13 protein-coding genes are annotated in these 14,183 nt (G+C 68.5%); 7 read left to right on the top strand and 6 right to left on the bottom strand.

What is annotated here, in order from left to right; translation table 11 throughout:
• The coding region (locus ACWELJ_RS29345; protein ID WP_452369359.1) for a 3' terminal RNA ribose 2'-O-methyltransferase Hen1 at nucleotides 1-977 on the bottom strand (977 nt) is incomplete at its 3' end.
• Nucleotides 978-1,148: 171 nt separating this feature from the next.
• Here ACWELJ_RS29345 and ACWELJ_RS29340 point away from each other — a divergent pair.
• From ACWELJ_RS29340 to clpX, 6 genes are all read left to right on the top strand, one after another.
• Nucleotides 1,149-2,381 (top strand): DUF7373 family lipoprotein, encoded by a 1,233-nt coding sequence (locus ACWELJ_RS29340; RefSeq protein WP_452369358.1) that lies wholly within the window; start codon nucleotides 1,149-1,151, stop codon nucleotides 2,379-2,381.
• Between the two features lie 126 nt (nucleotides 2,382-2,507).
• The gene (locus ACWELJ_RS29335; RefSeq protein ID WP_452369357.1) at nucleotides 2,508-3,083 is read left to right on the top strand and encodes an FKBP-type peptidyl-prolyl cis-trans isomerase; all 576 of its coding nucleotides are present in this window, start codon (nucleotides 2,508-2,510) and stop codon (nucleotides 3,081-3,083) included.
• 183 nt (nucleotides 3,084-3,266) lie between these two features.
• The gene (tig, locus tag ACWELJ_RS29330; RefSeq protein ID WP_452369356.1) at nucleotides 3,267-4,670 is read left to right on the top strand and encodes a trigger factor; all 1,404 of its coding nucleotides are present in this window, start codon (nucleotides 3,267-3,269) and stop codon (nucleotides 4,668-4,670) included.
• Nucleotides 4,671-4,906: 236 nt separating this feature from the next.
• The gene (locus tag ACWELJ_RS29325) at nucleotides 4,907-5,497 is read left to right on the top strand and encodes an ATP-dependent Clp protease proteolytic subunit (RefSeq protein ID WP_357090243.1); all 591 of its coding nucleotides are present in this window, start codon (nucleotides 4,907-4,909) and stop codon (nucleotides 5,495-5,497) included.
• A 37-nt stretch (nucleotides 5,498-5,534) separates the two neighbouring features.
• A complete protein-coding gene (locus ACWELJ_RS29320) occupies nucleotides 5,535-6,209 on the top strand; it encodes an ATP-dependent Clp protease proteolytic subunit (RefSeq protein ID WP_452369355.1) in 675 nt (224 codons plus the stop codon).
• 310 nt (nucleotides 6,210-6,519) lie between these two features.
• Nucleotides 6,520-7,800 carry an ATP-dependent Clp protease ATP-binding subunit ClpX gene (gene clpX / locus ACWELJ_RS29315; RefSeq protein ID WP_452369354.1) on the top strand — a complete coding sequence of 427 codons (1,281 nt, stop codon included), beginning with the start codon at nucleotides 6,520-6,522 and terminating at the stop codon, nucleotides 7,798-7,800.
• Between the two features lie 423 nt (nucleotides 7,801-8,223).
• Here clpX and ACWELJ_RS29310 read toward each other — a convergent pair whose 3' ends face one another.
• The 5 genes from ACWELJ_RS29310 to ACWELJ_RS29290 form a co-directional block, all read right to left on the bottom strand.
• Complete coding sequence (locus ACWELJ_RS29310; RefSeq protein WP_452369353.1) at nucleotides 8,224-8,766, bottom strand: hypothetical protein; 543 nt, start codon at nucleotides 8,764-8,766, stop codon at nucleotides 8,224-8,226.
• 72 nt (nucleotides 8,767-8,838) lie between these two features.
• Complete coding sequence (locus ACWELJ_RS29305) at nucleotides 8,839-9,210, bottom strand: nuclear transport factor 2 family protein (RefSeq protein ID WP_357090235.1); 372 nt, start codon at nucleotides 9,208-9,210, stop codon at nucleotides 8,839-8,841.
• Nucleotides 9,211-9,312: 102 nt separating this feature from the next.
• Nucleotides 9,313-10,125 (bottom strand): formate dehydrogenase accessory sulfurtransferase FdhD, encoded by an 813-nt coding sequence (fdhD, locus tag ACWELJ_RS29300; protein ID WP_452369352.1) that lies wholly within the window; start codon nucleotides 10,123-10,125, stop codon nucleotides 9,313-9,315.
• A 13-nt stretch (nucleotides 10,126-10,138) separates the two neighbouring features.
• The gene (locus ACWELJ_RS29295) at nucleotides 10,139-12,442 is read right to left on the bottom strand and encodes an FdhF/YdeP family oxidoreductase (RefSeq protein WP_452369351.1); all 2,304 of its coding nucleotides are present in this window, start codon (nucleotides 12,440-12,442) and stop codon (nucleotides 10,139-10,141) included.
• A gap of 1,117 nt (nucleotides 12,443-13,559) precedes the next feature.
• Nucleotides 13,560-13,691 (bottom strand): hypothetical protein, encoded by a 132-nt coding sequence (locus ACWELJ_RS29290; RefSeq protein ID WP_452369350.1) that lies wholly within the window; start codon nucleotides 13,689-13,691, stop codon nucleotides 13,560-13,562.
• Between the two features lie 76 nt (nucleotides 13,692-13,767).
• On the opposite strand from ACWELJ_RS29290, the gene ACWELJ_RS29285 reads away from it, so the two are divergent.
• On the top strand, nucleotides 13,768-14,085 hold the full coding sequence (locus ACWELJ_RS29285) for a hypothetical protein (RefSeq protein WP_452369349.1): 318 nt from the start codon (nucleotides 13,768-13,770) through the stop codon (nucleotides 14,083-14,085).
• The last annotated feature ends 98 nt before the right edge of the window (nucleotides 14,086-14,183 follow it).

Here is a 14,183-nt window from a genome sequence, read left to right as displayed (position 1 = left end):
GACGGCCCGCGCCCGCCCGACTCCGCGGTCGGGGCGGCCGCACCGGCGAGTTCGGCCCCGTCCGCACCAGAGCCCGGGTCGGTCGCCTTCCCGGGCGCGGTCGAGCTGGGGGCGTCCGCGAGTTCTGCTGTCGGCGAGTGCAGCTCGCCGGGGTGCTGCGGTTCGGTGGCGGGTCCCTCATCGTCGTAGTCGTGGTCGATGGCGCCGAGCTCCTCCGGGTCGGCGTCGTCCAGTTCCGCGAGCCGGGCCAGGGCGGCGCGGACCAGGGTGTGGCGGCGGGTCAGGTAGCGGCGGGTGATCCACTCGCGGTCCGGGTGGGCGGTGAGCCAGCCCTCGCCGAAGCGGAGGAGTTTGTCGATCTCGGCGGTGTCGAGCCAGTAGTGCTTGCCGCCGTCGAGGACGGGGAGCAGGACGTACAGGTGGGCCAGGGCCTCGGCCAGGCGCAGTGTGCCGGTGAGTTCGAGACGCACGTAATGGGAATCGCCCCACTGCGGGAAGGCCGGGTCCAGCGGCAGGGGAGTGGCCGCGACGGTCCAGCCCAGCGGCGCGAAGACCCGCTCGGCGTACTCCGGGCCGCCCTTGCACGGCACGGCCGGAAGCTCGATCCGCAGGTCGAGGGCGGTGTCGGCCAGCTCGGGGCGCTGCGCGCAGCGGCCGTGCAGGGCGGTGCCGAAGACCGTCGAGATGGCCACGGACAGCAGCGACGACGCCGCGTACGGCCGGTCGTTCACGTACTGGCCGAGACTGAAGTCGGGTGTGCCCTTGGGCTTTCCGCGGACGAGACGCACCGGGTCGATCTCCAGCAGCAGCGCCGCGGTGCAGTGGTCCTCGCTCGCCTCCGGGTAGAGAACGTGCGCGACGCCGTAGGACTGTTCGAAAGTCTGTCTGCGCGAAGGATTCTTGTGCAGCAGGTACCCCAGGTCGGTGGCGGGCCACTCGGCTCCCGCGGGGCGCGTACACGAGATCGTCAACAGCATCCTGAGATGCTCCTGTAGGCCGTGGGGCAGTCGCAAACAAATTTTCCGTCTACGGAAGTCGTTGCGGCGGGCCCGAATTGTCACGGACCGGTCGCGATGTCCCGATAACCGGTTGCCGGGGCTGACGGGTGCGCCCACACTCGAAATTCGAGCGGCTACGGGGGTGGCGGTATGCGCCGAGGTGATCCGACGAACCGGCGGGGGAAGGCCGGACACATCCCGCTGGTGTCCATCGCGGTGCTGGTGAGCGCCTGTGCCATCGCGGGCGCACCGCGCGCGGCGACACCGGAACTGCGGTCCCTGGACCTGGGCGGCTACAGCGGACGGCCGCTCGCCGTGCCCGGGGACACCGGCGAAACCTATGCGCGGCTACTGGAATCGGTCCGCATGGCCGAGGCCGTCGTCTCGCCCCGCGATGTCGACCCCGCCTTGTCCCGGCTCTCGGCCGTCCCCGTGCCGACGCCGACGGACGCGGTCGGCATCCTCGCCGACGCGACCCGGCCGACCCTCACCGCGCACGGCATGCTGGCCGGATTCAGCATCGGCGGCACCGACGACCCGAGCGGCACCCCACGGGAGGGCGCGGCCACCGGGCTGCGGATCACGGTCCTGCGCATGCGCGACCCCATGGCGGCCATCGACACCGCCCGCGAGATCGACGCCGCGGACGCCGCGGTCAACCGTGACAACGTGACCGTTCCGTTCACCGAATACTTCGCGACACACGGGCATTGGCGTCCGCGCGTCCCCACCATGGCGGTGACGCTCGCCCGCGGCCCCTACGTGGTGAGCCTGTACATCGTCAATCCGACCACCGACCGCGCCGCCATGAAGACCCTGGCCACCCGCGCCTTCGACGCGGAACTCCCACGGCTGGACGCCTTTACGGCCACCGAACCCGAGGCGCTCCCGGAGCTGACCCTCGATCCGGACGGCATGCTGTCACGGCTGCTGCCCGCCCAGCCCGGACACTGGCCGTACCCGGCGCTGTTCCAGGACGAATACGGCCTCATCGCGGGCTGGGGCGGCCCCCGCCGCGCCACCGGAGTCGTCTACGGCCCGGTGGTCGCGGGCCTGCTGATCAACCGGCCCGGTGCGCCCGCGCTCGCGGTGCGGGCCGCGGCCGTCACGGATTCCGCACGGCTGCTGCGTTTTCCCGATGCCGTCGCCGCGCGGCAGGCGCTGCGCGAGCTCGCCGAGCCGACCGCCACCCGAACTGTCGTCTCGGCCCCCGAGGGCGTCCCGGACGCGGTCTGCCTGCGTGATTCCGAGGCATCGGCGCAGGCCGAATACACCTGCCTGGTACTGGACGGCCGCTATCTGGCCTCGGTGTCCGGCGCGACCGAACCGGCCGTTCACCGCATGGCCACGGCCCAGTACGCGCTCCTCGTCACCGCCCGCTGATCCCGCCCGGCTCGCCACCGAAACCCTTGCGAGCGCGCCCCGACCGGCTCGATCCGCCGAAGCCGTGTAGGTTCGGCGCGGCGTCGCAAACTGTGCGGCAACCGGACTGGACGGACAGGAGCGGGAATGCGCTTGGTGGGCAAGGTCGGTGTGATCGGTGTGGTCGCGGCCGCCACGATGCTGGCGGCTGGTTGCGGCGGCAGCAGCGACAACAAAGCGTCGTCGACCACGACGACGACCGCCGCCGCGACGACCAGCGCGGCCGCCACCACGGCCGCGAGCAAGGGCCGCGAATGCACCGCCGAGGACATCAAGGTGGACGGCGGCTTCGGCACCGCCCCGACCATCACGCTGCCCGCCGACTGCGATCCGCCCAAGCAGCTCATCACCAAGGACCTGGTCGTGGGCAGCGGCCCCGAGGCCAAGGCCGGGGACAAGCTGAGCACCAACTACACGCTGATCACCTGGTCCAACCGGAAGAAGCTGGACAGCTCCTTCGACCGCGGCAAGCCGCTGCCCCTCACGCTGGGCGCGGGCGAGGTCATCAAGGGCTGGGATCAGGGTCTGCTCGGCATCCAGCAGGGCAGCCGCCGCCTGCTGATCATCCCGCCGGACCTGGGCTACGGCGCGCACCCGCCGGCGGGCATGACGCCGAACGAGACGCTGGTCTTCGTGACCGACGCCGTCAAGGTCGGTAACTGAGAGAAACCCCGGTACCAGGGCGACCGGTCGACCGACCGGCCGTCCCGGTGCCCTGCGCGGTATTCGGGCACCCCCTGCGCGACGACCGGTTACACGGCCCCCCGGGCCGTCAACTAACCTGGTCGGGATGCGTTCGGGGGGAACCTAGACGTCAACCATGAACAACGAACAAGGAGCATGTCCGTGAAGAGCACCGTCGAGCAGCTGAGCCCGACTCGGGTCCGCATCAATGTCGAGGTGCCCTTCGAGGAGCTCAAGCCGGACTTCGACCGCGCCTACAAGGCTCTCGCGCAGCAGATCCGTATCCCGGGCTTCCGTCCGGGCAAGGCGCCGGCCAAGCTTCTCGAGGCGCGCGTCGGCCGTGGCGCCGTGCTGGAGCAGGTCGTCAACGACGTGCTGCCCAAGCGCTACAGCGAAGCCGTGATCGAGACCGAGGTCAAGGTCATCGGTCAGCCGGAAATCGAGATCACCAAGATCGAGGACGGCCAGGAGCTGGCCTTCACCGCCGAGGTCGACATCCGCCCGGAGATCACCCTGCCGGACTTCTCCGACATCAAGGTCGAGGTCGACCCGATCGAGATCACCGACGCCGACATCGACGAGCAGCTGCAGTCGCTGCGTCAGCGCTTCGGCACCCTGACCGCGGTCGAGCGGGCCATCGCCGACGGCGACTTCGTCTCCATCGACCTGTCCGCCACCGTCGACGGCGAGGCCGTCGAGGAGGCATCCACCACCGGCCTGTCCCACGAGGTCGGCTCCGGCCAGCTCATCGAGGGCCTGGACGAGACCCTGGTCGGCCTCAAGGAGGGCGAGTCCAAGGACTTCACCTCCAAGCTGGTCGCCGGTGAGCACGCGGGCAAGGAAGCCGTCATCACCGTGACCGTGCAGTCGGTCAAGGAGCGCGAGCTGCCCGAGGCCGACGACGAGTTCGCCCAGCTGGCCAGCGAATTCGACACCATCGACGAGCTGAAGGAAGACCTCAAGACCCGCGTCGAGCGCGTCAAGAAGGTCACCCAGGCCGGCGAGATCCGCGACAAGGTGCTCGAGGCCCTGCTCGAGACCGTCGAGATCCCGCTGCCCGAGGGCGTCGTCAAGGCCGAGATCGACGCCGTCGAGCACGACGCCGTCCACGGCTTCGACCACGACGAGGCCAAGCTGGCCGAGGCGCTCGAGGCGCAGGGCTCCTCGCTCGAGGAGTTCAAGGCCGACACCAAGCAGGCCGCCGAGAAGTCGGTCAAGACCCAGCTGCTGCTGGACGCCGTCGCCGAGGCCGAGAACACCCAGGTCGGCCAGGACGAGCTGTACGAGCGGATCATCTTCCAGGCGCAGCGCTACGGCATGAGCCCGGACCAGTTCATCCAGCAGATCCAGCAGGCCGGCCAGCTCGGCGCCGTCTTCGCCGACGTGCGTCGCGGCAAGGCCCTCGCCGGTGTCGTGGTCCAGGCCGCCGTCACCGACACCGCCGGCAACACCGTGGACACCGCCGAGATGTTCGGCAACCCGGCCGCCGAGGCCGAGGAGGTCTCCGCCGAGGAGCTCGCGACCGTCGCCGACGCCACCGAGGCCGCCGAGGCCGAGGCCAAGTAAGAATTTCATCTCACCCCTGTGTATGGGGGTTGTCGGGGTGACACCCCCGAGAACCCCCGTACACCGGAACGCGAAGCGTTGACGTAAGTTTGCGCTGTGAGCGAAGCAGGGCGGTACCGGGAGTTCGGTGCCGCCCTGCTTCGTTAGGGTTTGTGTCAGCGAATCAGTAGGGGCTTGTTAACCGAGCCGTTGAGAGAGGGCAGGTATCCGTGACAATTCATCAGGCAGGGGTGCGCATGACATCCGCGACTGCTGGTCTGAACCTCAGTGATTCGGTGTACGAGCGCCTGCTGCGCGAGCGCATCATCTTCCTGGGCACTCAGGTCGACGACGACATCGCCAACAAGCTGTGCGCGCAGATCCTGCTGCTGACGGCCGAGGACCCGACCAAGGACATCTCGCTCTACATCAACTCCCCGGGCGGTTCGGTGACCGCGGGCATGGCCATCTACGACACCATGCAGTTCGCCGAGTGCGACATCCGCACGGTCGGTATGGGTCTGGCCGCCTCCATGGGCCAGTTCCTGCTCGCCGCGGGCACCAAGGGCAAGCGCTACGCGCTGCCGCACGCGCGCATCATGATGCACCAGCCGTCGGCCGGTCTCGGTGGTTCGGCCGCCGACATCGCCATCCAGGCCGAGCAGTTCGCCTACACCAAGCGCGAGCTGAACGAGCTGCAGTCCCAGCACACCGGCAAGTCCATCGAGCAGGTCACCGCCGATGCCGACCGCGACCGCTGGTTCACCGCCGCCGAGGCGCTCGACTACGGCTTCATCGACCACGTGGTCACCCACGCCAGCCAGGCGAACGGCAGCAGCAGCAAGTAGTTCCGCAGCCCACCACACAGACTTTGGAGAGACGTTTATGTCCAACATGATCGATCCGCGGGCCGCGGGCATCACCTTCGCCGCCGCCGGTAACCTGCCGCAGTCGCGCTACATCCTGCCGCAGTTCACCGAGCAGACCAGCTTCGGCGTCAAGACCTCCGACCCGTACAACAAGCTGTTCGAGGAGCGAATCATCTTCCTGGGCAACCAGGTCGACGATGTCTCCGCCAACGACATCATGGCGCAGCTGCTGGTGCTCGAGTCCCAGGACCCGGACCGCGACATCACCATGTACATCAACTCGCCCGGCGGCTCGTTCACCGCGCTGATGGCCATCTACGACACCATGCAGTACGTGCGCGCCGACGTCGCCACCGTCTGCCTGGGCCAGGCCGCCTCGGCCGCCGCGGTCATCCTCGCGGCCGGCGCTCCCGGCAAGCGCGCCGCGCTGCCGAACGCCCGCATCCTGATCCACCAGCCGTCGACCTCGGGTGGTATCCAGGGCCAGGTCTCCGACCTCGAGATCCAGGCGGCCGAGATCGAGCGCATGCGTCGCCTCATGGAGATCACGCTGGCTCGCCACACCGGCAAGGACGCGGACGTCATCCGCAAGGACACCGACCGCGACAAGATCCTCACCGCCGAAGAGGCGAAGGGCTACGGGATCGTCGACACGGTGTTCGAGTACCGCAAGCTCAGCGCCCAGAAGTGAGCTGGGCGGGTGGCGGGGTAGCGGCGTGCCGCGGACGTCCCCGCCACCCGGGCAGAGGTGAGTCCACGCACATGTCCGGTGAGAAACGTGCCCAAGTTGTCGACCTCGGTCACGCGAAACGGGTACGGTCACTCTAGGGACCTTTGCTCGTGGTTGTCGGCTCTGCTTTTCGTTCGAAGACAGATTTGGATACACAGCCGAATCGCCGGATCCGCAAACTCAGGGGTCGCGGCATACGCTCGAAGTAGGCAGCTCGCCGACAACCGGGGACAGACGGTTGCACGCGGACAAGGAAGTAGGGACCCAGGAGATGGCGCGCATCGGTGATGGCGGCGATCTGTTGAAGTGCTCGTTCTGCGGAAAGAGCCAGAAGCAGGTCAAGAAGCTCATTGCGGGACCGGGGGTGTACATCTGCGACGAGTGCATCGACCTGTGCAACGAGATCATCGAGGAAGAGCTCGCCGAATCCAGCGAGGTCAAGCTCGACGAACTGCCCAAGCCCGCGGAAATCCGGGACTTCCTGGAGCAGTACGTGATCGGGCAGGACTCCGCGAAGCGGACGCTGGCGGTGGCGGTCTACAACCACTACAAGCGGATCCAGGCGGGCGACAAGGGCCGCGACTCCCGGGGTGAACCGGTCGAGCTGGCCAAGTCCAACATCCTGATGCTCGGCCCCACCGGCTGTGGCAAGACCTATCTGGCGCAGACGCTGGCGAAGATGCTGAACGTGCCGTTCGCCATCGCCGACGCCACCGCGCTGACCGAGGCCGGCTACGTCGGTGAGGATGTCGAGAACATCCTGCTCAAGCTGATCCAGGCCGCCGACTACGACGTCAAGCGCGCCGAGACGGGCATCATCTACATCGACGAGGTCGACAAGATCGCCCGCAAGTCGGAGAACCCGTCCATCACCCGTGACGTCTCCGGTGAGGGCGTGCAGCAGGCGCTGCTGAAGATCCTCGAGGGCACCCAGGCCTCGGTGCCGCCGCAGGGCGGCCGCAAGCACCCGCACCAGGAATTCATCCAGATCGACACCACGAACGTGCTGTTCATCGTGGCGGGCGCGTTCGCGGGCCTGGAGAAGATCGTCCAGGACCGAGTCGGCAAGCGCGGCATCGGTTTCGGCGCGGAGGTCCGCTCCAAGGCCGACATCGACACCGCCGACCACTTCGCCGAGGTCATGCCCGAGGATCTGATCAAGTTCGGTCTGATCCCCGAGTTCATCGGCCGTCTGCCCGTCGTCGCCTCGGTCACCAACCTGGACAAGGAATCCCTGGTCCGGATTCTGGCCGAGCCGAAGAACGCACTGGTGAAGCAGTACGTGCGCCTGTTCGAGATGGACGGCGTGGATCTGGAGTTCACCCAGGACGCCCTGGAAGCCGTCGCGGATCAGGCGATCCTGCGCGGCACCGGCGCCCGCGGCCTGCGCGCCATCATGGAGGAAGTGCTCCTCCCGGTCATGTACGACATCCCCAGCCGGGATGACGTGGCCAAGGTGGTCGTCAATGCCGACACGGTGAACGACAATGTGCTGCCGACCATCGTGCCGCGCAAGCGCCCCGCTCCGGAGCGCCGCGAGAAGTCGGCGTAACAGAACAACTCTCGGGCTCTCTCAGGGGCTTCCTCTGAAACCCCTGCCACGAGCGAAAACGGCTCCGCGAGAATTCCTCTCGCGGAGCCGGTTTTTCTTATTGTCCGAGCCCGTCGGCGCCGGTGTACACCCGGCGCTGGCCGGTGCCGCCGCAGTGGCCTGGGATCGCGTCCTCGTCACCGCCGGGAGCCCGTCTCGCGGACGCCCGGGGATCGGCCTGTCAGATCCCGCTGATCGATTCGGTGTAGTTGTCCACGCGCCCTCCCCTGCGCCGATGGAGTCGGTGACGGTCGGTGGGAGCCGATCGCGCCCGTCGCGAGAATCGCCGTTGATCCTCCGTGGTTCGCCGTTGAACCTTTACTCCGCTACTCCGAAAATCGGTGCGTTCGGGTCACCTGTTACGACGGCGCGACCGCGGCGAATTCATCGCTGCGACGTGCCGCCGCGGCGGGGGAATTTGAACGTGAAGGGGGCCGGTTCCGGGACCGGGAAGCGCTCGCGCGGGGCGACCAGCAGGACGGCGAGGGCGAGCGCCGGGAGTAGCAGGGCCGCGAAGAGCGACAGGCCGTAGCTGAGGCCGCTGAGCGCGTCCGGGCGGTGGAAGGCGTGGTACAGGAAATGGGGGAGGCCGAAGACCAGCCAGCCCAGTCCGGAGACCCGGGCGATGACACTGTCGCGGTAGTAGAGCGCGGCCGTGGAGATGGCGCCCAGCGCGAGGAAGAAGGCGCCCACGTCGGCGGCCAGGTGGTGGTTGTAGGGCCCGTCGGCGCGCACCCAGCGCAGCCCGAATCCGGGGTAGCTGTCGTAGAACGATTCCGGTGCGATCACCGCCCACAGGCCGGTGACCAGGCCGGTCGCGGCGAGCACCCCCAGCATGATGAGCAGGGCGATCCAGCGCCGCCGGTTGATCTCCAGCCGCATGCTGACCCGCACCCCGTCACCGGTGCCGCGCAACGAGATCCGCACAGGCCCTCCCACCCTCGCCGAATCACTGTGCTGTCACGGTAATTCGGGCAAGGGTGAGGGGCAAGCCCGTGGCTAGATCTGCTCCATCTTCAGGTCGTCCTGACCCCAGTAGGCGCGCATCTTGATGATCTTGCCTTCGTCGTTGAGCTCCATCACGTCGATGGGCGCGAGGGTCATGCGATGCCCGTTGGACACGGTGACCAGGGTGAAGTGGGCCGCGACGTGGTTGCCGGCCACCTTGACGGTGTGCAGCTCGGTCTCGCGCTCGAGGTTCTCCAGCGCCTTGTACAGCTCGCCGATGGCCTCGTGGCCACGACGCTCGGGGCTGCCGATCGGGTCCTCGATCACGGCGTCCTCGGCGTACAGGTCGAGGATCGCCGAGGTCGGGCCGGTGGCGACCAGCTTCACGTACTGCTCCACGACATCCCGGGGCTGCGCTGCCATAGGGGTTCTCCCATCAGAATTGAAACGTGTTCTATTGCGGAGACTAGCAGCCGGAGCGGCGGAAAGAACCCCGCTGCCTCACCCTGCGGAACACCGCGGGCATCACAGTGCGATGCGGTCCTCGCCGGTGTAGACGTTCATGGTCTCGCCGCGCAGGAACCCGACCAGGGTCAGCCCGGAATCGGCGGCCAGATCCACCGCCAGCGAGCTGGGAGCCGACACCGCCCCGAGTATCGGAATGCCCGCCATGACGGCCTTCTGGACCAGCTCGAAGGAGGCGCGGCCGCTCACCATGAGGATGAGATCGCTTGCGGGGAGCCGGTTCTCGCGCATGGCCCAGCCGACCAGCTTGTCCACGGCATTGTGCCGTCCGATGTCCTCGCGCACCGCCACGGCCGCGCCGTCCGCGGTGAACAGGCCCGCGCCGTGCAGGCCGCCGGTGGCGTCGAAAACCTGCTGGCGGGAACGCAATTCGGCCGGGAGCTTGGCCAGGGTGTGCACGTCGACGCGCGGCGTACCCGCCGGGATCTCATGGCGAACCCGGGTCCGGACCTCGTCCAGGGCGGTCTTCCCGCACAGGCCGCACGAGCTGCTGGTCAGGAACGACCTGGGCTGGATCGGAATCGGATTCCGCAGCTGGATGTCGAGCACGTTGTAGGTGTTCTGCCCGTTCTCGTCGGTGCCCGCGCAATAGCGGGCGCTGACGATGTCCTCGGCGGTGTCGATGATGCCCTCGGCGTAGAGGAAGCCGTGCACCAGATCGATGTCCGCGCCGGGGGTGCGCATGGTGACCGTCAGCGACTGCCCGCCGGTGCGGATCTCCAGCGGCTCCTCGACGGCCAGGGTGTCGGGCCGGGTGATGGTGCCGTTCGGGGAGATGCGCAGCGTGCGGCGGCGGGCGGTGACTCGGCTCATGCGGGGCCCCGGTTCATGCGGTGACGTGGGTGTGTGGTTCGAAACGGATGGTGACGGCCTTGGACACGGGCGTGTTGGAGCGTTTCGCGACGTGGTCCAGGGGGATCAGCGGGTTGGTCTCCGGATAGTAGGCGGCGGCATTGCCGCGCGGGGTCGGGTAGCCGACCAGCCGGAACCCGGCGACGGCGCGTTCGGTGCCGTCCGCGAACTCGGAGACGACATCCACCAGGTCGCCCTCGGTGAAGCCGAGGGCGGTGATGTCGGCGGGGTTGACCAGCACCACGCGGCGGCCGTCGCGGATGCCGCGGTAGCGGTCGTCGAGGCCGTAGATGGTGGTGTTGTACTGGTCGTGGCTGCGCAGGGTCTGCAGGATGAGCCGGTCCGCGGGGACGGGCAGCCAGTGCAGGTCGTTGACCGCGAAATTGGCTTTGCCGGTGGCGGTGCGGAACTCGCGGGCGTCGCGGGGCGGGTGCGGGAGCTGGAATCCGTTGCGGCCGCGGACCTTCGTATTGTAGTCGGCGCAGCCGGGCACGACCTGGGCGATGGCGTCGCGGATCCGGTCGTAGTCGCGGCGGAACGCGCCCCACGGGACCTGGTGCTCGGTGCCGAACAGCTGCTGGGCGAGCTCACACACGATGGCGACCTCACTGCGCAGCTGGTCGCTGACCGGGGTCAGGCGGCCGGTCGACAGGTGCACCATGGACATCGAGTCCTCGACCGAAACCTGTTGGCGCACACCGTCCTGGATGTCCGCGTCGGTCCGGCCCAGGGTGGGCAGGATCAGCGCGGTGCGGCCGTGCACGACGTGGCTGCGGTTGAGTTTCGTCGAAACCTGCACGGTGAGAGCGCAATTGCGGAGCGCGGCCTCGGTGACCTCGGTGTCGGGGGTGGCGGAGACGAAGTTGCCGCCCATGCCGAAGAACACCTTGCCGCGGCCGTCGCGCATGGCGCGGACGGCGTTCACGGTGTCGAAGCCGTGGGTGCGGGGGCTGGTGATGCCGAACTCGCGGTCGAGGGCGGCGAGGAAGGATTCGGGCATCTTCTCCCAGATGCCCATGGTGCGGTCGCCCTGCACGTTGGAGTGGCCGCGCACCGGGCACACGCCCGCGCCGGGCTTGCCGATCATGCCGCGCAGCAGCAGGAGATTGGTGGCCTCCTCGATGGTGGCGACGCCGTGCACCTGTTGGGTGAGGCCCATGGCCCAGCAGATGATGGTCGATTTCGACTCGGCCAGTAGCTTCGCGGTGCGGTCGAGGTCCTCGGGGGTCAGCCCGGTGGCCTCGACGACCGTGTCGAGATCGACGGCGCGCATATGCTTTTCGTAGTCGGCGAAGCCCGCGGTGTGGGCGTCCACGAAGGCGCGGTCCACCACGGTGCCGGGCGCGTGGTCCTCGGCCTCGAACAGCAGCTTGGCCAGGCCTTGGAACAGGGCCATATCGCCGCCCAGGCGGATCTGCAGGAAGTCGTCGGCGATGCTGATCCCGCCGGTGAATCCTTTGACGGTCTGCGGGTCCTTGAAGGCGATGAGCCCGGTCTCGGGCAGCGGGTTGACCGCGATCACCTTCGCGCCGTGCGCCTTCGCCTCACCCAGCGCCGACAGCATGCGCGGATGGTTGGTGCCCGGGTTCTGCCCGGCCACGATGATCAGGTCGGCCTTGGCGAAGTCGTCGATGGTGACCGAGCCCTTGCCGATGCCGATCGAGCTGACCAGGGCGGTGCCGGAGGACTCGTGGCACATGTTCGAGCAGTCGGGCAGATTGTTGGTGCCGTAGGCGCGGACCAGCAGCTGATACAGGAAGGCGGTCTCGTTGGCGGTGCGGCCGGAGGTGTAGAAGACGGCTTCGTCGGGGGAGTCCAGGCCGCGCAGGGCGTCGGCGATCAGGCGGTAGGCGTCGTCCCAGGCGATGGGGGAGTAGTGGGTGTCGCCCTCGCGCAGCACCATCGGATGGGTGAGGCGGCCCTGCCGGCCGAGCCAGTAGCCGGACTTGGCGGCCAGGTCGTCGACGGAGTGCGCGGCGAAGAATTCGGGGGTGACCGTGCGCAGGGTCGCTTCCTCGGCGACGGCCTTCGCGCCGTTCTCGCAGAACTCGGCCGGGCGCCGCCGACCGGTCGGTTCCGGCCAGGCGCATCCCGGACAGTCGAAGCCGTGGCGTTGATTCACCCGGGTCAGCGTGCGCGCCGTGCGCACCACGCCCATCTCCTCGACCGCGCGCTCCAGTGCGACGGTGACGGCTCTGACTCCCGCGGCCTCGGTCTTCGGAGCGGTGACCTGGAGGGCGGACTCGTCGATATCGCTCTCCGGCGCGGCTCGATGCATGGTGACGATTGTCCTCTCGGCGCGATGGGGCGTCCCAGTCGGTCATCGCCATCGTAGGGCGCGGGGCCCGGGACCCAGCGGACCGGTCGGTCTCGAGTGTGAACGGGCGTGATCACCACAGCGATAGACAGGGCGGCGGGGGCGCGGTTGGCCTTACCATCGAACAAGCGAGGTCACGCCGAATGAATACTTCCCAGAATTCCTCTCGGCGTGCTGGTGGGGACCGGCACGCGAAACTGGCCCGCGCGGTGAGATTCTCACCCCGGACCCTACACCTGATCGTGTTGGTCGCAGCGCTGTTCGCGCTCGTGCTCCCGGCCGGAATCGGTTGGGCCGACACGGGTATCTTCCACCCATCGTCGACCGCCGTCGCGCAGTTCGTCCCCGAGGCCCCCGCGCCGATGAAAGTACCGTCCATCCAGGCGGATTCGCCGCAGCCGCTGCTCAAAGACTGTGAGATCGGATGCGACCACTACTGTCCGGACGGGTCCCTGATGCCCGCCAGCGGGGTGTGCCCGAAGTGCCCGGACGGTTCGAACAAGCCTGCCAGCGGCTGCAAGACGGTGGCGAAATGTCTGGACGGTTCGGACCAGCCTGCCAACGGGTCGTGTCCGAAGTGCCCGGATGGTTCGGACAAGCCTGCCAGCGGCTGCAAGACGGTGGCCAAGTGTCCTGATGGTTCGGACCAGCCTGCCTACGGGTCGTGTCCGAAGTGCCCGGATGGTTCGGACAAGCCTGCCGGCGGCTGCAAGACGGTGGCGAAATGTCCGGACGGTTCGGACAAGCCCGCGAGCGGTGACTGCCCACCGGTGAAGTGTCCGGACGGTTCCGCCAAACCGGCCGGCGGCCAGTGCCCGCCGACGAAATGCCCTGATGGCTCGACCAAACCCGCCACCGGTGAGTGCCCGCCGACGAAATGTCCTGACGGCTCGACAAAACCGGTCGGCGGTCAATGCCCGCCGACAAAATGTCCGGATGGGTCCGACAAGCCCGCCAACGGTCCGTGTCCGACCACCAATCCGCCGGTGACTTGTCCGGACGGGTCGGTCAAACCGGCGAACGGCGACTGCCCGCCGAAACCGACCTGTCCCAACGGTTCGGTCAAGCCCCCGAACGGTCAGTGCGACACCAACTCCGGGGTCCGGCCGCCGCCCGTCACCTCGGTGACGACCGCTGCTCCGCCCCCACCGCCCACGACGACCACGACGACCACGACGCCGCCGACAACCGAGACGACTCCGCCGACCACGGAAACCAAACCGCCCGTCGCCCCGCAAGTCTCCGGGTTGCGGATCGATCCGCCCGCGGTTCCGCCCGGTGCTCCCGTGCAGGCCAGTGGCAGTGGCTGTGATCCCGGTGCGGCGGTGCGGCTTTCGATCGGCGGGGCCGCCGCGGTCGACACCACCGCCGGCGCGGACGGCGGGTTCCAGGCCACGCTCACCACCGGCGATACCGAGATCGGGCAGCACGAGGTGACCGCGGAGTGCGGCAAGAAGCTGGCCGCGCCGCTGGACATCGTGCTGGTCAGTCAGGTCGGCGGCGGCGCGGCCACCATGACGGTGCTGTTGTTCTTCCTGCTCATCGGCGGCTGGTTCTACGGCCACCGGATGATCTCCCATCTCCCGGCACGGAGGCCCCGATGAACGATCGCACCGCATCGCCGCTCACCGCGCGCGGTGCCCGAAGCACGCGGGGACCGGGCCGGGCGGGGCACGCCGGGCTGGCCGCGGTCGTATTCGCC

This window comes from Nocardia sp. NPDC004582 (genome assembly GCF_053602115.1).
This window is presented reverse-complemented; position numbering and strand designations above follow the sequence as displayed.